The 19,496-nt window shown below is 67.7% G+C and carries 16 protein-coding genes; 7 read left to right on the forward strand and 9 right to left on the reverse strand.

Translation table 11 applies throughout. From position 1 onward, the window contains the following. Nucleotide 1 precedes the first annotated feature (1 nt). From ASE16_RS01115 to treY, 4 genes are all read right to left on the reverse strand, one after another. Nucleotides 2–922, reverse strand: coding sequence for a serine/threonine-protein kinase (locus ASE16_RS01115; protein WP_082581122.1), 921 nt, complete (start codon nucleotides 920–922; stop codon nucleotides 2–4). After that, nucleotides 922–2,961 (reverse strand): glycogen debranching protein GlgX, encoded by a 2,040-nt coding sequence (gene glgX / locus ASE16_RS01120; RefSeq protein ID WP_055889533.1) that lies wholly within the window; start codon nucleotides 2,959–2,961, stop codon nucleotides 922–924. Before glgX ends, ASE16_RS01115 begins: the two co-directional genes overlap by 1 nt. 113 nt (nucleotides 2,962–3,074) lie before the next feature. Continuing rightward, entirely contained in the window at nucleotides 3,075–4,766 is a 1,692-nt protein-coding gene (gene treZ, locus ASE16_RS01125; RefSeq protein WP_055889536.1) for a malto-oligosyltrehalose trehalohydrolase, read from the reverse strand. Beyond that, complete coding sequence (treY, locus tag ASE16_RS20040) at nucleotides 4,763–7,042, reverse strand: malto-oligosyltrehalose synthase (RefSeq protein ID WP_055889539.1); 2,280 nt, start codon at nucleotides 7,040–7,042, stop codon at nucleotides 4,763–4,765. The genes treZ and treY overlap by 4 nt, the downstream gene beginning before the upstream one ends. Nucleotides 7,043–7,188: 146 nt before the next feature. Between treY and ASE16_RS01135 the strand changes: the two genes are divergently transcribed. Together ASE16_RS01135 and ASE16_RS01140 are read left to right on the forward strand one after the other, a co-directional pair. After that, the gene (locus tag ASE16_RS01135) at nucleotides 7,189–7,362 is read left to right on the forward strand and encodes a CsbD family protein (protein ID WP_055889541.1); all 174 of its coding nucleotides are present in this window, start codon (nucleotides 7,189–7,191) and stop codon (nucleotides 7,360–7,362) included. 146 nt (nucleotides 7,363–7,508) lie between these two features. Further along, nucleotides 7,509–7,781 (forward strand): hypothetical protein, encoded by a 273-nt coding sequence (locus ASE16_RS01140; protein WP_055889543.1) that lies wholly within the window; start codon nucleotides 7,509–7,511, stop codon nucleotides 7,779–7,781. Nucleotides 7,782–7,909: 128 nt separating this feature from the next. Here ASE16_RS01140 and ASE16_RS01145 read toward each other — a convergent pair whose 3' ends face one another. Further along, nucleotides 7,910–8,854: an NADP-dependent oxidoreductase gene (locus ASE16_RS01145; protein WP_055889546.1), complete on the reverse strand. Its 945-nt coding sequence runs from the start codon at nucleotides 8,852–8,854 to the stop codon at nucleotides 7,910–7,912. Nucleotides 8,855–8,963: 109 nt separating this feature from the next. Then, nucleotides 8,964–9,932, reverse strand: coding sequence for a helix-turn-helix domain-containing protein (locus ASE16_RS01150; RefSeq protein ID WP_055889549.1), 969 nt, complete (start codon nucleotides 9,930–9,932; stop codon nucleotides 8,964–8,966). Nucleotides 9,933–10,044: 112 nt separating this feature from the next. On the opposite strand from ASE16_RS01150, the gene ASE16_RS01155 reads away from it, so the two are divergent. Continuing rightward, a complete protein-coding gene (locus ASE16_RS01155) occupies nucleotides 10,045–10,239 on the forward strand; it encodes a hypothetical protein (protein ID WP_055889552.1) in 195 nt (64 codons plus the stop codon). Nucleotides 10,240–10,380: 141 nt separating this feature from the next. Beyond that, nucleotides 10,381–10,845: an SHOCT domain-containing protein gene (locus tag ASE16_RS01160; protein WP_200949557.1), complete on the forward strand. Its 465-nt coding sequence runs from the start codon at nucleotides 10,381–10,383 to the stop codon at nucleotides 10,843–10,845. A 385-nt stretch (nucleotides 10,846–11,230) separates the two neighbouring features. Here the strand turns inward: ASE16_RS01160 and ASE16_RS01165 are convergent, their stop codons facing one another. The 3 genes from ASE16_RS01165 to ASE16_RS01175 form a co-directional block, all read right to left on the reverse strand. Further along, entirely contained in the window at nucleotides 11,231–12,406 is a 1,176-nt protein-coding gene (locus ASE16_RS01165) for an ROK family transcriptional regulator (RefSeq protein WP_235500203.1), read from the reverse strand. A gap of 142 nt (nucleotides 12,407–12,548) precedes the next feature. Next, nucleotides 12,549–15,383 carry an FAD-binding and (Fe-S)-binding domain-containing protein gene (locus ASE16_RS01170; protein WP_055889558.1) on the reverse strand — a complete coding sequence of 945 codons (2,835 nt, stop codon included), beginning with the start codon at nucleotides 15,381–15,383 and terminating at the stop codon, nucleotides 12,549–12,551. 14 nt (nucleotides 15,384–15,397) lie between these two features. Further along, nucleotides 15,398–16,600, reverse strand: a complete 1,203-nt coding sequence (locus ASE16_RS01175; RefSeq protein WP_055889560.1) for a mandelate racemase/muconate lactonizing enzyme family protein — start codon at nucleotides 16,598–16,600, stop codon at nucleotides 15,398–15,400. 186 nt (nucleotides 16,601–16,786) lie between these two features. Here ASE16_RS01175 and ASE16_RS01180 point away from each other — a divergent pair, with 186 nt between their 5' ends. The 3 genes from ASE16_RS01180 (at nucleotide 16,787) to ASE16_RS01190 (ending at nucleotide 19,482) form a co-directional block, all read left to right on the forward strand. Then, nucleotides 16,787–17,719 carry a LysR family transcriptional regulator gene (locus ASE16_RS01180; RefSeq protein WP_055889562.1) on the forward strand — a complete coding sequence of 311 codons (933 nt, stop codon included), beginning with the start codon at nucleotides 16,787–16,789 and terminating at the stop codon, nucleotides 17,717–17,719. Between the two features lie 150 nt (nucleotides 17,720–17,869). Further along, complete coding sequence (locus ASE16_RS01185) at nucleotides 17,870–18,730, forward strand: fumarylacetoacetate hydrolase family protein (RefSeq protein ID WP_055889566.1); 861 nt, start codon at nucleotides 17,870–17,872, stop codon at nucleotides 18,728–18,730. Next, nucleotides 18,727–19,482: an SDR family NAD(P)-dependent oxidoreductase gene (locus ASE16_RS01190; RefSeq protein ID WP_055889569.1), complete on the forward strand. Its 756-nt coding sequence runs from the start codon at nucleotides 18,727–18,729 to the stop codon at nucleotides 19,480–19,482. Before ASE16_RS01185 ends, ASE16_RS01190 begins: the two co-directional genes overlap by 4 nt. The last annotated feature ends 14 nt before the right edge of the window (nucleotides 19,483–19,496 follow it).

Consider the following 19,496-nt stretch of genomic DNA (forward strand, 5'->3'; position numbering starts at 1 on the left):
GTTATTCAGCCGACACGCCGCTGTCGGCCTGAACAACTTCGGGCTCGATGATGGGGGAGGTAGCGGGGGCAGCAGACGCGGGGACGGGCTCTGAGGAGATGACGGCGTCGCGGAAGGCGGCGGTGAGCGCCGCGAAGTCGGGGCGCGTGGCCGGATCGCGGGCCGTCATCGCGGTCAGCAGCGCCGTCCAGTCTCCCGGCAGGCCGCTCGGGATGGGCGGATCGGCGCGCAGCCGCGCGAGCGCAGACTCGACCGCGGTGCCGGGGAACGTCACCGTGCGCGTGAAGCACTCCAGCAGCACGAGTCCGAGCGAGTAGACGTCGCTTGCCGGCGTCGCGTGCTCCCTGGACGCCTGCTCTGGGCTGAGGTAGGCGGCGGTGCCCGTCGTTGCTCCCGACTCGTCCGGCTCCGGTCCCGCGATCCCGCTGGCGATGCCGAAGTCGGTGATCCGTGCCCTGGCACGGAAGCTCGTGGTGCCGTACGACACGAGCATGATGTTGGACGGCTTGATGTCGCGGTGGACCACGCCGTTCGCGTGCACGTACTCCAGCGCCTCGGACACGTCGTATGCGATCTCGGCGATCTCCCTCACCGTGAGCGGCCGCTGCGCGATGGCGGTCTGCAGGTCCGTGCCTGAGACGAGCTCCATCACCAGGAACGGCCGGGGATCGTCGAGCGCCGAGTAGTCGATGCCGGCGTCGATGAGCGAGACGATGCCGTGGTGGCTGAGCCTGGCGAGCGCGCCCTGTTCCCTGCGGTACTGCTGCATCTCCTCCTCGCCGCCGGCGCGGTACACCTTGATGGCCACCTCGCGGTCGAGGATCTCGTCGGTCGCGCGGAACACCCGCGCCTCTCCGCCGCGCCCGATCAGGGTGTGCGGTCTGTACCGGCCGAGGAGGGCCGGGATCTCCTGCTCCGTCATCACTCCGCTTTCGAGCGGAGCAGCGCGAACGCGGTGTGGCCGACGATCAGGGTCTCCGGATGCTCGAGCGACAGTTCGGGGTCGCTCGACAGTTCCAGCTCCCACGCGGCGCCGTTCGTCTCCGGCAGCACGAATTCGACGCCGTTCTCCGATGCGTTGAGGAGGAGCAGGAAGCTGTCCGCTCCCGTATGCCGCAACTGGAATGCGATGGATTTGGCGTCGGCGACGTCCCAGTCCTCGTCGGCGAAGAGCTCGCCGTCCGCGCGCACGATGTGAACCGTGTCCGGTGCATCCGTCTCCGGACCCTGCCGGTACCAGTCCGGCCGCAGCGCAGGCTCCTCGCGGCGCAACCGGATGAGCCTGGTCGTGAATTCCCGCAGCTCCGTGTCCTCCGCCGCCCAGTCGAACCACGAGATCTCGTCGTCCTGGCAGTACGCGTTGTTGTTGCCCTGCTGGGTGCGGCCCAGCTCGTCGCCACCGAGGATCATCGGCACACCGGCGGAGAGCAGCACGGTGGCGAGGAAGTTCTTCCGCTGCCTGGTGCGTCGCGCGAGGATCGCCTGGTCGTCCGTCGGTCCCTCGACTCCGTTGTTGCTGGACCGGTTGTCGGATTCGCCGTCCGCGTTGTCCTCGCCGTTCGCCTCGTTGTGCTTCTGGTCGTAGCTCGTGAGGTCGGCGAGGGTGAAGCCGTCGTGCGCTGTGACGAAGTTGACGCTCGACAGCGGGGAACGGCGGGATTCCTCGTACACGTCAGGGCTGCCGAGCACGCGCTGCGAGAGCGTGGCGAGCATCCCGTCGGTTCCTCGCCAGAAGTCGCGGACGTCGTCGCGGAACTTGCCGTTCCACTCCGACCATCCGGCGGGGAAGCCGCCGACCTGGTAGCCGGCGGTGTCCCACGGCTCGGCGATCAGCTTGACCTGCGCGAGCGTCGGGTCCTGCTGCACGAGGGCGAGGAACGCGCTGTGCACGCTCGCGTCTCCGCCCTGCCTGGTGAGGGTGGTGGCGAGATCGAACCGGAAGCCGTCGACGTGCATCTCGGTGACCCAGTAGCGCAGCGAGTCCATGATGAGCTGCAGTGCTGCCGGGTGGCTGACGTTGACGCTGTTGCCTGTGCCCGTGGTGTCGAAGTAGTGCTCAGGGTCGTCCTCGACCAGCCGGTAGTACGACGGGTTGTCGATGCCCTTGAGGCTGAGCGTCGGGCCGAGGTCGTTGCCCTCCGCTGTGTGGTTGTAGACGACGTCGAGGATCACTTCGAGTCCGGCGGCGTGCAGCGCCTTCACCATGCCCTTGAACTCGTCCACCTGCTGACCGGCGGCGCCGGAAGCCGAGTACTCGTTGTGCGGGGCGAAGAACCCGATGGTGTTGTAACCCCAGTAGTTGCGCAGCCCCTTCTCTTCGAGGTGCGCATCCTGGAGGAACTGGTGCACGGGCATCAGCTCGACGGCGGTGACCCCGAGCGACGTGAGCTTCTCGATGGCTGCCGGATGCGCGAGACCGGCGTACGTGCCCCGCACGTCTTCCGGCACCGCGTCGAGCTGCTTGGTGAAGCCTTTGACGTGGGTCTCGTAGACGATCGTCTCTGCCAGCGGCGTCGCCGGCGGCCGGTCGTCGCCCCAGTCGAACGAGTGCGGGTCGACCACCACGGAGAGGGCCACGTGCCCTGCCCCGTCCGTCGGGTCGAGCTGGTCCGGCTGGTTCAGGTCGTGCCCGAAGACCGCCTGCCCGGTGTCGAAAGCACCGGTGACGGCGCGGGCGTGCGGGTCGAGGAGCACCTTGGCGTCGTTGAAACGCAGGCCGGATGCCGGATCCCACGGGCCGGAGACGCGGAGTCCGTACCTGGTGCCGGGGGTGAGATCCGGCACGATGCCGTGGAAGACGTGCGCCGTGCGCTTCGTCAGCTCTGTCCTGGTCTCCGTGCCGTCCTCGGCGAAGACGCAGACGGTGACAGCGTCGGCGTGCTCGCTGTAGACGGCGACGTTCGCGCCGCCATCGACCAGGGTGACGCCGAGCGGGTACCGCCGCGAGGTGTACTGGGTCATGCGCGTCCTGCTCGGTGTTCGGTTGTGCTCATGCCCGCCTCGCCCATCGTGGTGAATAGTTAGATTATCTAGACAATCGACGGGTTCACCACCCGTTGACAGGCGAGGCGCGGTCAGCTAGCCGTCAACGTCACCCGCACGGCATCGTCGAACGCCAGCACCGCGTCCGGCTCCGCGCCCTCCAGGTCGGTGCCGCTCAGGCCGGCGCCGCTCAGGCTGACCCGCACACGCATCCCGCCCCTGCTGAACGCGAAGACGTCGCCGTCCGCCGTGATGTCGGTCGCCGACGCATCCACCTGGATGCCGCGGCGCAACGCGATCAGGTCGCGGTAGAACGCGAGCAGCCGCGCATGCTCCTGTCGCTCCGGCTCCGCCCAGTCGAGGTGGGAGCGCTCGAACGTCTCAGGGTCCTGCGGATCTGGCACGATGTCCGGGTCCCAGCCCATCTTCGCGAACTCCGCGATCCTGCCGCGTGCTGTCGCTTCGCCGAGCTCCTTCTCCGGATGCGACGTGAAGAACTGCCAGGGCGTCGTCGCGCCCCACTCCTCCCCCATGAACAGCATCGGCGTGAACGGCCCGAGCAGCGTCAGCGTGGCCGCGACGGCGAGCTGGCCCTGATTCAGCGTGGCGGTGAGCCTGTCGCCGACCGCGCGGTTGCCGATCTGGTCGTGGTCCTGGCTGAACGCGACCAGCCTGGTGCGTGGGATGTCCGCATCCAGTGGCCGCCCGTGGTGCCGCTCGCGGAAGCTCGACCAGGTGCCGTCGTGGAAGAACCCGCGCTCGAACACCTTGGCGAGCGAACCCGGCCCGGCGAAGTCGGCGTAGTAGCCCGTCGTCTCCCCGGTGAGGTTGCTGTGGATGGCGTGGTGCACGTCGTCGTCCCACTGCGCGGTGATGCCGTAGCCGGTGCGCGCGCGCTCGCGGATGACCCTCGGATCGTTGAGGTCGCTCTCGGCGATCAGGCCGAGCGGTCGCCCGAGCTCGGCGCTCAGCTCGTCCACCTGGGTCGCCAGCTCCTCCAGGATGTGCACGGCGCGCGCGTCGTGGAGGGCGTGGACCGCATCCAGTCGCAGGCCGTCGACGTGCAGCTCGCGCAGCCAGTACAGCGCGTTGTCGACGATGTAGCGCCGCACCTCGTCGGACTGTGGACCGTCAAGGTTGACGGACGCGCCCCAGGTGCTGTGACTGTCGCCCAGGTACGGACCGAACACCGGCAGATAGTTGCCGCTCGGGCCGAGGTGGTTGTACACGACGTCCTGGATCACCGCCAGGCCGCGCGCGTGGCAGGCGTCCACGAAGCGCTGGTATGCGGCCGGTCCGCCGTACGGCTCGTGCACCGCGAACCAGAGAACGCCGTCGTAGCCCCAGCCGTGCTCGCCGTTGAAGGCGTTGACGGGCAGCAGCTCCACCGCATCCACCCCCAGCTGCACGAGGTGGTCGAGCCGGTCGATGGCGGAGTCGAGCGTCCCGTCCGGCGTGAAGGTGCCGATGTGCAGCTCATAGATCACGGCGCCGAGCAACTCGCGGCCCCGCCACTCCGCGTCCTCCCACACGTGCGCCGACGGGTCGAACTCGCGGCTGAGCGCGTGCACCCCGCGCGGCTGCCGCAGCGACCTGGGGTCGGGATGCGGTCCATGCCCGTCGACCACGAATCCGTAGTCGAGCGCCCCGCGGGCGGCGGGCAGCGGCTGGTCCAGCCACCACCAGCCGTCGTCCCCCCGGGTCAGCGGCCGGTCGTCCGCGCCCTCGACCACCAGCGAGACCGTGGATGCGTCCGGCGCCCACACCGGGAACCGCCGGTTCACAGCTCCACCAGCAGCGCGACGGGGTAGTGCTCGAGGATCGTCGCCAGCCTGGTCGTGCCCGTGTGCTCCGCACCCGTCAGTTCGTCCCGCATCCGTTGCCCTCCGAGGTCGATGGTGGTGTCCTGCCATCCTCCCGCAGCGGCGAGGCCGATGGGCAGGCGGGTGGCGATGGCGATGGCGCCGCCGCGGTCGAAAGCGATCACGTGGTCGGCCTGCGCTCCGGTGGCCACGAGCGGCCGGTATGTCGTGAACAGCTCCGGCCGGTCGCGGCGCAGCCGCAGGGCGCGGGAGGTGACGAGCACCTTGACGGCGCCGGACGAGTCGATGTCCGGCAGCCAGCCGTCGTCGATGCGGGCGAGCAGGGCGTCGGCGGCGTCGAAGCCGACCGGCCGCCGGTTGTCCGGGTCGACCAGCGACTGCTCCCAGCGCTCGCTGCCCTGGTAGACATCGGGCATCCCCGGAGAGAGGAGCTGCACGAGCTTGGCGCCCAGGCTGTTCGACGCCCCTGCGGCGTCGACCCGTGCTGAGATGGCCTCGACCTCGCCGCGCACGATGTCGTCGTCGTACGCTGCATCGACCAGCGAGAGCAGGCGTTCCTCGAACTCGTGGTCGCCGTCCGTCCACGACGTGCCTGTGCCGGCCTCGCGCGCCGCTTTCAGCGCGTACTCGCGCAGCCGCTCCCGCGAGATCGGCCAGGCGCCGACCGCCGCCTGCCACAGTCCGTCCTCCAGCGAGGCGTCGCCGATGGATGCGCGTGCCGCGACCTCCCGCAGGAACCGCGCCCACGCATCCGGCAGCTCGGCCAGCGCGCTGACGCGCGCGCGGGTGTCCTCTCCGCGCTTGGTGTCGTGGGTGCTCAGCGTCGTCATCGACTCCGGCAGGCGCTCCTGCCTGTCCAGCTGACGCTCGTGGAACTCGGCCACGGGCACGGCGAACTCGGCGGGCTCAGCGCCCACCTCGGTGAGCGAGATCAGGCGGGTGTACCGGTAGAAGGCGTTGTCCTCGACGCCCTTGGCCATGATCATGCCGCTGGTCTGCTGGAAGCGGACCGCAGCGGGATCGGCCGGGTCGGCCAGGCGCTGGACGACGCGGGCGAGCGCGTCGGCGAGGTCGGGGCGGGAGGCGAGAACCGCATCCCGTGCCGCGTGCAGCTGGTCGATGCCGAAGGGGAGGTAGCTGCGGTACACCGGGAAGCAGGCGGCGAGTTCTGCGACGGCGTCGATGGTGGCGTCCTGCGCTCCCGTCTCTGCGTCATCGAGCAAGCGCGCGATCCGCCGCACCTCCGAGTTCAGGATGCCGTCGGCCACCGCTCGCTTCCTGTCGTGCACGAGCGCTGCCCAGTTCGTCTCCGCATCCCCGGCGAGCTCGGTGAGCGTGTCGGCGCCGGCGGGATCGACGAACACACGGTCGATCAGCGCGAGCGCGTCGTATCCCGTCGTGCCGCTGACCGGCCAGTCCGGGATGCGCTCATCGCCCTCCAGGATCTTCTCCACCCACACCGGCCGTCCCTCCGCCAGCGCTGCCAGCCGCTCCAGGTAGCGGCCAGGGTGGGCGAGGCCGTCCGGATGGTCGACTCTGAGCCCGTCGACCAGACCCTCGCGCATCCACCGGCCGATCTCGGCGTGCGACGCGTCGAACACCCCGTCGTCCTCCACGCGGATGCCGGCGAGCGTGTTCACCGCGAAGAACCGGCGGTAGTTGAGGTCGTGGTCTGCGCGGCGCCAGGAGACCAGCTCGTAGTGCTGCCGGTCGTGCACCTCGGCCGGCGTCCCGCCCTCCGTGCCCGCGGCGATGGGGAAGCGGTGCTCGTAGTAGCGCAGCTCTCCGTCCTCCACGCTCAGCTCGGCGGTGTCGTCGTCGTGGCCGAGCACCGGGATGCGCACCCGGCCGCCTCCCGCCGCCCAGTCGATGTCGAAGTGGTCGGCGAACGGCGACTCCTGGCCGCTGCCGAGCACATCCCACCACCAAGAGTTCAGCGCGGGGGTCGCGATGCCCATGTGGTTCGGAACGATGTCGACGAGCACGCGGAGGCCGCGCCGGTGGGCGGCGTCGCTGAACGCGAGCAGCGCATCCGGACCCCCGCGCGCGGCGTCGACGCGGGAGTGGTCGACGACGTCGTAGCCGTGGGCGGAGCCAGGCTCGGCCTCGAGCAGAGGGGAGAGGTACACCCAGCCGACCCCGAGCCTCCTCAGGTATCCCAGGATCTGGGCGGCGTCGCGAAGGGTGAAGTCGGGGGAGATCTGAAGGCGATAGCTGCTGGTGCTCACGACTGCCATCCTCTTCGCGTCAGACCGTGCATGGAAGGGGTTGGCATCCTCAGAGAATGCTGGCAAGGGGGTAGTACCGGCCGCCGAGGCGTGGGAGCGTCGAAGGCGGGTCGGCAGTACTGCCGACGCGAACGCGTGAGAAAGGGAGGATCGTCATGGGACTCGACGACAAGATCCAGAACGCTGCCGAGAAGGCCGGGGGCAAGGCCAAGGAAGCCGCAGGCAAGGCCACCGACAACGAGCGCCTCGAAGCAGAGGGCAAGGCGGACCAGACCAAGGCGGACCTCAAGGGCGCCGGCGAGAAGGTCAAGGACGCGTTCAAGGAGTAGCACTCGGAACGCACGGTGAACGGCCGGACCCGGAAGCGGGGTCCGGCCGTTTCGTCTGTCCTGTCCCATCCGCGCTGCGTAATGCACAGAATCTTCACCGCGCGTTCACCTGGCGTTCACCTCGTTCCGGGAGTAAATTCCGGTGAATGGGCGACCGTATTGATCGCGTCAGAGCGTGGCGCGGAGTGGGCATCGGGATCGCGCTCGCCGTGGCGACGCTGATCGCGACCGTTGCGCTCGCTGTCGCCATCCCCACTCAGGGCGAGAATCCGCGGGCCTGGGGGGTGATCGTGTGCGGTGTGCTCACCGTGGCGATCTGCGTCCAGCTGGCGGTGCGGAACTGGCGCAGAATCCGCCACTACCGAGGCGACGACCTCCCGCAGACACCGGCAGGGCCAAGAAACCGTACGACCGGTTAATGCTAGGATTCTGCACACGAGGCGCCGGTTTTCAGGGTCGACGCCGTCACGGGGGTTATGGCGCGCCCGCCGGCGCCTCTTCTCCGGTGCGGGCCCTCCATACAGAACGTGAGGCCGCATCCCACCCGCTAGGGCAGCAGGATGACCTTCCCGCCCGGGTGTCCAGACTCCACCAATCGCTGCGCGTCCGCGGCCTGTGAGAGCGGGAACGTCCGCGCGATCTCGACCGTGAACTCCCCGCGCTCGATCAGGCCGAGCACGACAGGGTACGCCTCGTCCCGCCAGGCCTGCTCCTGCGGCGTGAGCGGGACGGGATTGCCGCCCGCCCAGGCCAGGATGCCGAGCTCGGCTGCGCGAGCGCCCATCACGATGGTCCCGATGTGCGAGCGGTCCTCGACCAGCTCGAACGACGCATCCAGTGCCTCGTCGGTGCCGATCGCGTCCAGGACCCTGTCGTAGCCCTGAGGTGCAGCCAGGCGCAGGCGGCCGACCACGCCGCGCCCGTACGCCACGGGGACCGCGCCGAGCGCCAGCAGTGCGTCGTGATTGCCCTCGCTCGCCGTGACCACCACGGTGGCGCCATCGCGCACGGCGAACTGGATCGCCGCGCGCCCGACGCTTCCGGAGCCGCCGTGGATCAGCAGCGTCATCCCGCCCTCGACGCCGAGGGAGCGCAGCGCCTGATACGCGGTGCTCACGGGCACACCGATCGCCGCAGCCTGCTCCCAGGTCACCCCGGCGGGCTTCCGCACCAGCTGGTCGGTGGATGCGGTGAGATGCGTCGCGTACGCGCCGTGCGCCCCGCGCACCACCACCTCGTCGCCCGCCTCCCAGCCGCTCGCTCCCTCCCCGACCTCGACGATGACGCCTGCCGCGTCGCTGCCGAGTCCGCGCGGCCCGGTGATCGGCCCGCTCGGCCGCAGCGCCGACCGGATCTTCCCGTCGATCGGGTTCACCCCCGCCGCCTTCACCGAGACGAGGACGCCGCCCTCCGGCGCCGTCGGCGTCTCCACCTGCACGATCTCGAGCACCTCCGGCCCGCCGAATCGCTCGTACTGCACCCGCTCCGCCATGCCTCTCCCGTCTTCTCTCCCCGTCCCCTCCGAAACTATCGAGTCCGAACTTGTTCAGGCGACACGCCGTCTCTGGATGTGAACAAGTTCGGACTCGATGGTTTCGGGGTCAGCCGGCGGGAACGGACTCGCGCTGGGTGAACGCGGCGCGGTAGCGCGTGGGGGCGACGCCCACCTCCGCGTCGAAGTGGTGGCGGAGCAGGGTGGCACTCGCGAACCCGGACTGCCGGGCCACCTCGTCCACCGGGAGGTCGGTCGTCTCCAGCAGCAGCCGGGCGTGCAGGATGCGCTGGGTGGTCAGCCACTGCATCGGCGACACCCCGGTCTCCGCCACGAAGCGCCGCGAGAAGCTGCGGGTCGACATATGCACGCGGCCGGCCAGCGCGCTCACCGTGTGGTTCTCGTCGAGGTGGTCGGAGAGGTGGTCGAGCAGTTCGGTGAAGGTGTCGTCCGTGCAGTCGGACACCGGCCGCTCGATGTACTGCCGCTGGCCGCCGTCGCGCTGCGGCGGCACGACCATGTTTCGGGCGATGGTGTTGGCCGTCGCGCTGCCGAGCTCGCGCCGCACGAGGTGCAGGCTCGCATCCACGCCTGCCGATGTGCCTGCGCTGGTGATGAGGTTGCCGTCGTCGACGAACAGCACGTCGGGGTCGACGTCCGCGGCGGGGAAGCGGCGGGCGAGCGCGTCCGCGTATCGCCAGTGCGTGGTGACCTTGCGCCCGTCGAGCAGCCCGGCAGCACCGAGGATGAACGCGCCGGAGCAGACGCTCAGCAGGATGGCGCCGCGGTCGGCCGCTCGACGCAGGCCGTCCAGCAGTTCCTCCGGGTAGTCGTCCCGGATGCGGGCGGCCGGGACCGCGATCAGGTCGGCATCGTCCATCGCATCGAGTCCGAAGGGTGCGATGATCGACGCCCCTGTCGGGTTCGGGATGGGGACGCCTGGCTCGATCGCGCAGATGCGGAAGTCGAACGGGGCGATTCCCGCGTAGCTGCGGTCGAGGCCGAAGACCTCGCAGACCACGCCGAATTCGAACATGGCGAAGTCGTCGATGAGCGGCACTGCGACAGAGCGGATCATGTCAGAAGCATAGTGGCCGAATTTTTGCGAAGGAAGACCTAAAGCCATCTCGTGGCCGAATCTTTCCCTCCGTAACGTTAACGTCATGGCTCAGGGAATCTTCACACAGGGAATGGAACACGGATGGGTCGCCAGGGCGGCCCGCACCCAGAACGCGGTCGAGCGCATCCCCCGTCGTCGGCGGTTCGTGCTCAGCGAGTGGCTTCCGGCGGCGCTGCAGGCCCGCGGACAGCGCATCGGCCGCGAGACCGAGCGAGCGTACTCCGACCTCAGCGCTGCACGCGACGCCCGCGAGGCCGGGCGCTGACCTTCAGGACGCGACCGCGAGGCCGCTCCGGCGCCGCCGTCACATGCGCGTCATACGGTCTAGACGCACAGAACGCGTCGCGCTACTCTCAGCGCATACCCAGGCACGCTTCGGTCTGGGGTACGGAGGGTGGGGAACATCATGTGGGACAACTTCTGGAACATCATCTGGCTCTTCTTCTGGAGCTTCGCGTTCATCGCCTACCTGTTCGCGCTGTTCGCGATCATCGGTGACCTGTTCCGCGACCACAAGCTCAACGGGTGGTGGAAGGCGCTGTGGATCATCTTCCTGATCTTCGTGCCGTTCCTCACCGCGCTGGTCTACCTGATCGCTCGCGGGCCAGGCATGGCGGAGCGTAGCCAGAAGGAGGCGCGACAGGTTCAGAGCGCGACCGACGACTACATCCGCACGGTCGCGAGCTCGAGCCCGGCCGACGAGATCGCCAAGGCCAAGCAGCTCCTCGACCAGGGTGTCATCACGCAGGAGGAGTTCGCGCACCTCAAGGCCCGCGCGCTCGCGCACCCCGGTGCTGCCGTACCGGCCGCTGCCGCCCCGGCCGCTGCCGCCCCGGCAGCGCCGACGCCGCCTGCGCCTCCCGCGGCCTGATTCACGCATTCGTGCCCAGGGTTCCTCGCCGCATCCGGCGGGAAACCCTGGGCTCGATGACGCTGTACGCCGGTCCGAGTTGACCGACCGGTATGGAAAGCTGTTTGCTTAACGGGTCGGCTGGTGCTGCCGCCGGGGATTTAGGGGCCCTTCGGAAGCGCCGGCTACTTACCCGAATGCGTGTGTGGGAGCGATTCGCTCCCACACACGCCGGGCACGGTCGGATGCACTGAATCGCTTCGGTCGATGACTCCCGTTTCACGTCGACGTCCAGAGCTGAGTCACCCCTCCCGACGGCCCGAGGGCTTCACCGTCCGGAGACCTGCCTTGTCCGTGTGGCCCCTGACTGGTGCGTGGCTATCCCGGCCGCTCTGGGAACGATGTGTCAGGCGTGTTGAACGCTGGCGCGGATCAGCGAAGCGGCCGCACCCCGAGCCCAGTTCTCGAACGTGTGCGATTGCGTGATGATCTGGCATTCGCCCGCGGAGGAGAACGTGTGCTCGTCGAAGCTCTCGCGGATCCGCTGCTCGTACAGGTCGAAATCGGTCACGGATTCGCCAGCGACCAAGATGATGCTCGGACCCACAAGATTGGCCATCGTGGCAAGCGCTGTCCCGATGATACGGGCGGCCTGCTCGAAAATCGCCACGGCGTCGGGGTCGCCAGACCGTGCAAGTTCCACGGCTTCGCGCATCGAGAGCAGAAAGTCGTTCTTGGCGGTGCGGATCGCCTGCAGGATGGCGCTGGAGGAGGCTACCGTCTCCACGCAGCCTCTTCGGCCGCACGAGCACACCAAATCGCTCGGACCGAGCGGCAGGTGGCCGAGTTCGCCCGCGACTCCGTATGCGCCTTCCACTACGTCGCCGTTGATGTACAGCCCGCAGCCGATGCCGGCCCCGATCGTCACGATCGCGAACGAGTCGGCGTCCACACCGATCCCGAACCATTCCTCAGCGATCGCGAGAGCGCGGACATCGTTGTCGATGATCACCGGCAGGGCCAGCCGGTCGCGGAGGATGCGTTCAAAGGGAACCTCGGACCAGTTCAACCTCGGCGAGCTCCGAACGGTCCCCGTCTGTTTGTCGACGTCGCCGGAGACGGAGACGCCGACCCCCATCACGCGCTCTGCGTCTGCGCCCAACGCCTTCGTGAGGGTGTTCACCGCGGCAGCGATCGCATCGGTTACGGCGTCCACCGTCGTGCCGAGCAGCGACCTGTGCGCCGACTGGACGACGTTGGCCCGCATCGTGGTGGCGACGGCGAAGATCTCGTTTGCCCGAACCTCCACACCGATCGCAAGCTGCGCCTGTTCATTCACGCTGATGGGCTGCACCGGACGGCCGGGCTGCGTCAAGCGCATGTTGTCGTGCGCGGAGAGAAGACCCTGGACGATAAGGGGCGCGACCGCCTTTGTCACCGCCGCTTGAGAGAGGCCTGTCCTCTTGGCGATCTCGATGCGGGCGATCGGGCCGCGCTTGAGGACCTCCGTGAAGACGTCGACCACCGCGGGGGTGTCGAGCGGGAATCCCGCCAACCCGTGCAATGCCTGCGTATCACTCACCGATATCGATCCTGTCTGGCATGCATGCCGGGAATCATCAGCGACCCCCGAAAGTGCAGAACTGCAACGCCTCTCACCACAATAGTTTCCGCCATCAAGCTACGTCAACAGAGTCGCCTCCGCAATCATCGGCGTCATTGCTTTACGCGGTCACGTATTCCGATCGTGGTCGGGTCGCTGCCTCGAGAATCTCCAGAACGTGCCGGTATGGGTTTCCTGTCGCCCTCGTCATTCCGATCTCGCAGGTTCGGTTGGAGGAAACGTACGCGTCGTACTTCTCTGCCGCAACGGTTTCTGCTTCTGCCGCGGTCGCGGCCGCCGTCAATTCGGGGTGAAGCATTCCACGATCCCCGGCGAAGGCGCAGCACCCCCAGTCCTCTGGAGTGACGACGCGGTCCGCGACGGCGTTGGCGACGCTGTGCAGTGCTGAGGTAGTGCCCAGAGCAGTGGTCGAACATGTCGGGTGGACGACGACCGAACCAAGACGCGAGGTCACCGTCAGATTCGGGACGAGGAACTGCTCGGCGAATGCGACCGAATCAACGATCCGAAGCACGATCCCACGCTCAGCGGCGGAGCGGGTCATCAGCTCCAGGCCCTCTGTGCACGAGGATGCGTCACTGACGACAGGGATCCGCCCATTGTCGGTAGCTTCGATCAGGAGGTCGACAGTCTTTCGCGACATGTGTGCGTACCCATCCACGAAGCCTTTGGACTTCCACGGTGTGCCGCAGCAGACGCTGTCGATTCCCGACGGGACGTGCAACGGGACGCCCGCGCGATCCGCCAGGGTCACCAGAGCGTCCTGCACGCCGATCCCGCCCGTCTCTGGTCCGAACATCGTGCCGACACACGCGGGGAAGTAGACAGCGACCGCGTCCGCTCGTGCGTCTCCTGCGAGACGCTTGCGCGCGTGGCCACCGGCTGGCAGTCTCGCGTCGTAGAGCGGAACGCGATCCTTGCCGAGCACCGCCCGTCCGACGTGCGTTGCTGGAATCGCCAGGGCCGCCAGCGGCTTCGCAGCGGACAGCGCGACGGCTCCCGCGCGGCTGATCGGGCCCCACGCCTCTGCTGCAGCTGACGCGACCGCGTTCGGGATGGTTCCCTGCCGTTCTGCGCGCAGACGCCTCACGAGGTCGCCCGTGTTGATGTCGACGGGGCAGGCGACGGCGCACATGCCGTCTACGGCGCACGTCTCTTCGCCCTCGTACTCGTAGTCCGCTTCGAGTGACTCCAGGAGCACCGTGTCGCCATTGGCTCTGGCCGACTCCATCTCTCGGCGCAGCACGATGCGCTGCCGCGGGGTGAGCGTGAGGTCGCGTGATGGGCACGCGGACTCGCAATATCCGCATTCGACGCAGCGGTCGACCTCGCTCTCGACGGTCGGCGTCGTCTTGAGGTCTTTGAGGTACGAGGTCGGGTCGTCGTTGATGAGGACGCCGGGGTTGAAGATGCCGGTCGGGTCGAACAGGTGTTTGATCTCGACCATCAGCACGTAGAGGGTGTCACCGTACTGGCGCCGTACGAACGGCGCCATGATCCGGCCTGTGCCGTGCTCAGCCTTCAGAGTTCCTCCGCGCGCGAGGACGAGGTCCACCATGCGTTCGGTGAACCGGCGGTAGCGATCGACGGCGCCTGGCTCGTCGAAGCGCTCATTCACCATGAAGTGGATGTTGCCGTCTTTGGCGTGTCCGAAGATCACACAGCCTTCGTATTCGAACTCGTCGAACAGGGCCGTGAGCTCTGTGCAGGTGGGAAGGAGCTCGGCGACGGGGACCGCGATGTCCTCGAGCAGCGCCGTGGTCCCGCTCGGCCTGGCGCCCGCGACAGCCGTGTACAGGCCTTTGCGCACATGCCACAGGCTGGCCCTGCTGTCGGCATCCCGTGTAAGACTCGCCGGTACGGCGAGGGGCAGGATCTCGAGGAGTTCTGCTACTTGGTCCACCTGCCTATCGAGTTCGGGCTCCGTCGCCCCGTGAAGTTCAACGAGCAGCGCCGCGTGACCCTCGACGTTGATGCCGGCGATTTCCTCTGGGCAGTCCGCCTCGGTCTGCGCTACGCGGAGGGACAGAGCATCCATCAGCTCGATGGTCGCGAACCCTGCATCGACGAGGGCGGGAAGTGATGCGGTCGCCCCCGCGAGATCCGTGAACACGAGGAGGCCGGTCGCGGCGTGAGCTTGCACGGGCACGGTGCGGAAGACGGCCTCCGCAACGAACCCGAGAGTGCCTTCGCTGCCGACGATGAGGTGCGCGAGGATCTCGGCGGGGGAGTCGAAGTCGATGAGCGCATTGATCGAATAGCCCATCGTGTTCTTGATGGAGAACTGCCTGCGCACCTCGGCGACCAGCGTTCGGTCTCGTTGCAGCGTGTCCCGAAGTTTCAGAAGCCCGGCGACGAGCTCCGGTTCCGCAGCGCGAAGTGTCTCATCGGCGTTCGCGGCCCCCGTGTCGATGGTGGTCCCGCTCGGAAGGACGACGGTGAGCGATTCGAGCGTGCGGTACGTGTTCTGTTCTGTTCCGCACGCCATACCGCTGGAGTTGTTGGCGATGACGCCACCGATCGTGCAGGCGATCTCACTCGCCGGATCCGGCCCGAGTTTGCGACCGAACCGGGCAAGCCGCACGTTCACCTGGCGTACCGTCGCTCCCGGCTGGACCCGGACCCGCGCGCCTTCGTCGAGCACGTCGATGCGCCGGAAGTGGCGGCGGGTGTCTGCGAGGACGGCGTGCGTGCTCGCCTGTCCGGAGAGACTGGTTCCTCCGGAACGGAAGGTGATCGGAGCGAGGCTCATGCGTGCGGCCGCGATCACCTGAGCCACTTCATCCGTCGTCTTCGGCGTCACGACAGCGTCCGGAACGAGGAGGTAATGGGAGGCGTCGTGTGCGAGCGCGCGCCGCAACGTCTGTCGTTGTGAAACGGCAACAGCTGACTCGGTGAGCTCTGCTTCGAACGCGACCGTGCTCGGTTTACTCATTCCGGCCGTCTCGGTCAGAGACTGACCGTGCCGCCGACGCCGGCGATCTGCCAACGGGAGCGAGCGACGGGGTCGATTGCGGTGGATGCGCCAGGAAGCTGGGGCCGCGTGAGGTACCCCTCGCTCACGACGCTCCGTTCCAGGAAGGCGTCCTGAGTCCAGGGGATGTACTCGATCAGCGGAGGAACTTCGGAGAGAACCGTGCCGACGAGGTGCTGGTGCACCTGCATCATGTCGCCGGCGTGCGGGGCGATGCGGAGCCCCTTCGCCGCGGCGTGCGCGGCGACCTGCAGCCACTCTGTGACGCCCCCGACACGGGTCGCGTCAACCTGCACGACACGGAAGGCGTCCGCCTCGATGAAGCTGGTGAACTGCTGATACGAGTAGATGCTCTCGCCGGCCGCGATATCGAGGACCGTGGACCGCTGCAGTTTTGCATGCCCGCCGAGATCGTCGGCGTGCAGAGGCTCCTCCACCCAGTCCATCCGCGCCTCCTCCAGGAACGGGAGGATACGGCTGGCCGTGGCGAGATCCCAGCGCTGGTTCGCGTCGCACATCAGGGTGACGTCGTCGCCGATGGCGGCACGAACGGCGCTGACCCTGCGAACGTCCTCGCGCCAGTCGGCCTTGCCGACTTTGATCTTGACCCGCTGCCAGCCATTGTCGATCAGCGACAGGAGGTCGCGAGTGAGTTCCGCCTCGGAGAAGTTCAGCCAGCCGCCGTCGGTGTTGTACGCCTCGATGTCGCTGGACGTGCCGCCGAGAAGCTGCCACAGGGGAGCGCCGGCGCGCTGCGCGGCAAGGTCCCACAGTGCGATGTCGACCATCGCAAGGGCCATGTGCATGACGCCGGCGCGTCCCATCCAGTGGGTCGGGAGCCAATAGAGCCGTTTCCAGGTTCCGAGGATGTCTTCCGATGAGGAACCGAGCAGGGAGGGGGAGTAGTACTTCCCGATGACATCGGCCAGCAGTTCCGGCGCACAGTGCACACCGGAGATCCCTGTTCCGACCCGGCCGTCCGCTGTACGGATCTCGACGACCGGCACTGTCCAGTGCGACATGGCAGCGGTCGAGTCGGCGATCGGCTTCGCGAGAGGCACAGCGAGCGCATACGTCTCGATCGAAACGATGACGGCTCCGTCGTCGCCTCGGTTGAGGTCGCCGGTGTCTGCTGACAGGACACCACGGGCGCTGCCGAGCGAACTCTCGATGGTCATAGTTGTCTCCTTCGGCTGCGCTGAGCGCAGATGTGCACGGTACAGTTCATTGCCTCACGACCGACCCGACTGGTCAACGACGTTTGCCGAATACGGTCGATCCGGATCCCAGATGCGTGTCATGGCCGTCCGTCCGTCGCAACTAGGATCGAGCCACCCTCGGACTCGAGCAAAGGGAGGACTCGTATGACGCTCGAACTGACGTGGCTGCGGACCTGGGTCGAAGTGGTTGATGCCGGCGGATTCGCGCGCGCAGCCGAGCTGGTCCACCTCTCGCAACCCCGCGTATCGGCCCACATCTCCAACCTCGAGAAGGAGCTCGGCTGCTCGCTCATCGAACGACGCGTCCGGCCGCTGACGCTCACGGACGAGGGAAAAGCGCTCCTGCCTCGCGCGAGGGCGGTTCTGGCGGCCGCTGACGAACTGACCTCTGGCGTGCTTGCTGAGAAAGGTGTCATTGCGGGGACGGTGCGAGTGGCGAGCTTCGCGAGCGCGAGTGCGCAATTCCTTCCGGCCGTGGTCACGCGTCTCGACGAACTCCACCCGCACATCGAATTGTCGATCCTCGACGGAGACGTCGGGATCATCGAGACCGCCCTGAGCGAGCGACGCGTCGCGGTCGCCCTCCGTCCGATGCGGCCAGAGCCAAGGGATCGGTCGTTCTCGGTCAGGCCGCTGTGGCGTGAGCCGTTCGTCGTGGTGGCTCCGGTCGGGCACCCGCTGCTCGAGAACGACCTGGTCGATCCCCGCCAGCTCGGCGGTGAACGGATCATCACGATCGGGAACCCACTCCTCGACGAGACGGTGGGATCGGAAGCCGAATCGGCGTTCAGCGCGCTGCGGCGCGGATTGCCGGCAGGATCGGTGTCGCACCAACCGTCGACACTGGGCGCGATGGTCCGTGCGGGGCACGGGATAGGGATCATGAACTACCTGGGGTTCGCGATGATCCGTCAGGACGGGCTGGAAACCCGTGAACTCGCCATCGATCAGTATCGCGACGTCGGCGTATGGTGGCACAGCGAGCGCCCTCTCAATGCTGCCGCGCGTGCGTTCATCGACATCGTCACCTCCTCACCACGCCCGGAAGGGACGTGGGAGATCCCCGTCACCGCCTGACCGAGCCGACACATTCGCTTGCCGGATACTCTCCATCCGCTAGTCGTCGTTGACCACCGCAACTCGTCCCTGGACGCTTAGGAGGCAGTCTGCCTCGTGACCCGGGACGACGTCGTCGGTGTATGGGGCGAATCTAGGAGAGCAATAACGATGAAATTGATGCGTATCGGACCGGCCGGCGCTGAGCGTCCCATTGTCCGCGTGAACGAGACACAGTACGTGGACGTCTCGGACGTCGCTCGGGACTTCGACGAGGCGTACTTCCGTTCCGGCGGACTCGACTCCCTCCGCGACGAAGTCGATCGTCGGATCGCGGACGGTCGGATCGAGAGATTCGGCGACGAGAGGATCGGCTCGCCTATCGGGCGGCCGCACCAGGTGCTGTGCATCGGCTTGAACTTCAGCGACCATGCAGCAGAGACCGGGCAGGCGGTCCCCGCGGAACCGATCGTGTTCAACAAGGCTCCGAACACTGTCGTCGGCCCGTACGACGACGTTCGGATCCCCCGCGGGTCGGCGAAGACCGACTGGGAAGTCGAACTCGGCATCGTCATCGGCCGTCGGGCGAGCTACCTGAACAGCCGGGAGGAGGCGCGCGAAGTGATCGCCGGTTTCGTCCTGGTCAACGACGTCAGCGAGCGCGCGTTCCAGATGGAGCGCGGAGGCCAATGGGTGAAGGGCAAATCGGCGGAGACCTTCAACCCGACTGGTCCGTGGCTGGTGACGCCCGACGAAATCTCCGACGTCGACGACCTGGCGATGTGGCTGGACGTCAACGGGGTGCGCCGGCAGACCGGCAGCACGGCCACGATGATCTTCGATCCGTACACGATCGTGCACTACCTGAGCCAGTTCCTCGTCCTTGAACCAGGCGACCTGATCGACACAGGGACACCTCCGGGAGTCGGCATGGGGGCGAAGCCCCCGGTCTACCTGAAGGCCGGCGACGTGATGGCACTCGGGATCGACGGTCTCGGGGAACAGCGACAGAACGTGGTCGGTGCACGATGAGCGGCTTCGACGGTCTCGCCGCGATCGTGACGGGTGGCTCCAGCGGAATCGGCGCGGCAACGACCCGGCTCCTTCTGGAGCGGGGAGCTCGGGTCGCCGTCCTCGACCGGAATCCGGCCGAGGACTCACGCGTGCTCTACGTCCCGTCGGATGTCACCGACTCGGCGAGCGTCGAATCGGCTGTGGCGGCGGTCATCGAGACATTCGGACGTCTCGACATCGTCATCAACAACGCGGGCGTCGGCGCGGTCGGCGATATCACCGAGAACTCGGACGACGAATGGCACCGGGTGCTGAACCTCAATGTCCTCGGGGCGGTGCGTGTCACGCGCGCGGCGGTGCCGTTCCTGCTGAAGTCCACCGACGCCGCAGTGGTCAACACCTGTTCGATCGTGTCCAAGGTGGGAGTCCCGCAGCGGGCGTTGTACTCCGCGTCGAAAGGAGCCCTCGAAGCCCTCACGATCGCGTCCGCTGCCGACTTCGTCGGTCGGATCCGGGTCAACGGGGTCCTTCCAGGGACTGCGGACACACCGTGGGTCTCCCGGTTGCTGCAGGGCGCAGGCGATGCGGACTCAGCCCGTGAACAGCTCACGCGGCGCCAGCCGCTCGGCCGGTTGGTCTCACCGGACGAGGTCGCGCACGCGATCGTGTATCTCGCCGATCCCGGCAACGCATCCACGACCGGAACACTGCTGACTGTCGACGGCGGGATGGGCGCGCTGAGGGTTCCGGAAGCTGTGCGTGGATCCTGACTCACGCACAGAAG

Source organism: Leifsonia sp. Root227 (assembly GCF_001428745.1).
Taxonomy (GTDB): Bacteria; Actinomycetota; Actinomycetes; order Actinomycetales; family Microbacteriaceae; genus Leifsonia.

Bases quoted from the DNA above. Each gene is read 5' to 3' on its own strand.
- ASE16_RS01170 (WP_055889558.1), bottom strand. From the start codon at position 15,383: ATGAGTAAACCGAGCACGGTCGCGTTCGAAGCAGAGCTCACCGAGTCA.
- ASE16_RS01190 (WP_055889569.1), top strand. From the start codon at position 18,727: ATGAGCGGCTTCGACGGTCTCGCCGCGATCGTGACGGGTGGCTCCAGC.
- ASE16_RS01150 (WP_055889549.1), bottom strand. From the start codon at position 9,932: ATGATCCGCTCTGTCGCAGTGCCGCTCATCGACGACTTCGCCATGTTC.
- ASE16_RS01155 (WP_055889552.1), top strand. From the start codon at position 10,045: ATGGAACACGGATGGGTCGCCAGGGCGGCCCGCACCCAGAACGCGGTC.
- ASE16_RS01135 (WP_055889541.1), top strand. From the start codon at position 7,189: ATGGGACTCGACGACAAGATCCAGAACGCTGCCGAGAAGGCCGGGGGC.
- treY (WP_055889539.1), bottom strand. From the start codon at position 7,042: ATGGCAGTCGTGAGCACCAGCAGCTATCGCCTTCAGATCTCCCCCGAC.
- ASE16_RS01180 (WP_055889562.1), top strand. From the start codon at position 16,787: ATGACGCTCGAACTGACGTGGCTGCGGACCTGGGTCGAAGTGGTTGAT.
- ASE16_RS01145 (WP_055889546.1), bottom strand. From the start codon at position 8,854: ATGGCGGAGCGGGTGCAGTACGAGCGATTCGGCGGGCCGGAGGTGCTC.
- ASE16_RS01140 (WP_055889543.1), top strand. From the start codon at position 7,509: ATGGGCGACCGTATTGATCGCGTCAGAGCGTGGCGCGGAGTGGGCATC.
- glgX (WP_055889533.1), bottom strand. From the start codon at position 2,961: ATGACCCAGTACACCTCGCGGCGGTACCCGCTCGGCGTCACCCTGGTC.
- ASE16_RS01160 (WP_200949557.1), top strand. From the start codon at position 10,381: ATGTGGGACAACTTCTGGAACATCATCTGGCTCTTCTTCTGGAGCTTC.
- ASE16_RS01115 (WP_082581122.1), bottom strand. From the start codon at position 922: ATGACGGAGCAGGAGATCCCGGCCCTCCTCGGCCGGTACAGACCGCAC.
- ASE16_RS01175 (WP_055889560.1), bottom strand. From the start codon at position 16,600: ATGACCATCGAGAGTTCGCTCGGCAGCGCCCGTGGTGTCCTGTCAGCA.
- ASE16_RS01185 (WP_055889566.1), top strand. From the start codon at position 17,870: ATGAAATTGATGCGTATCGGACCGGCCGGCGCTGAGCGTCCCATTGTC.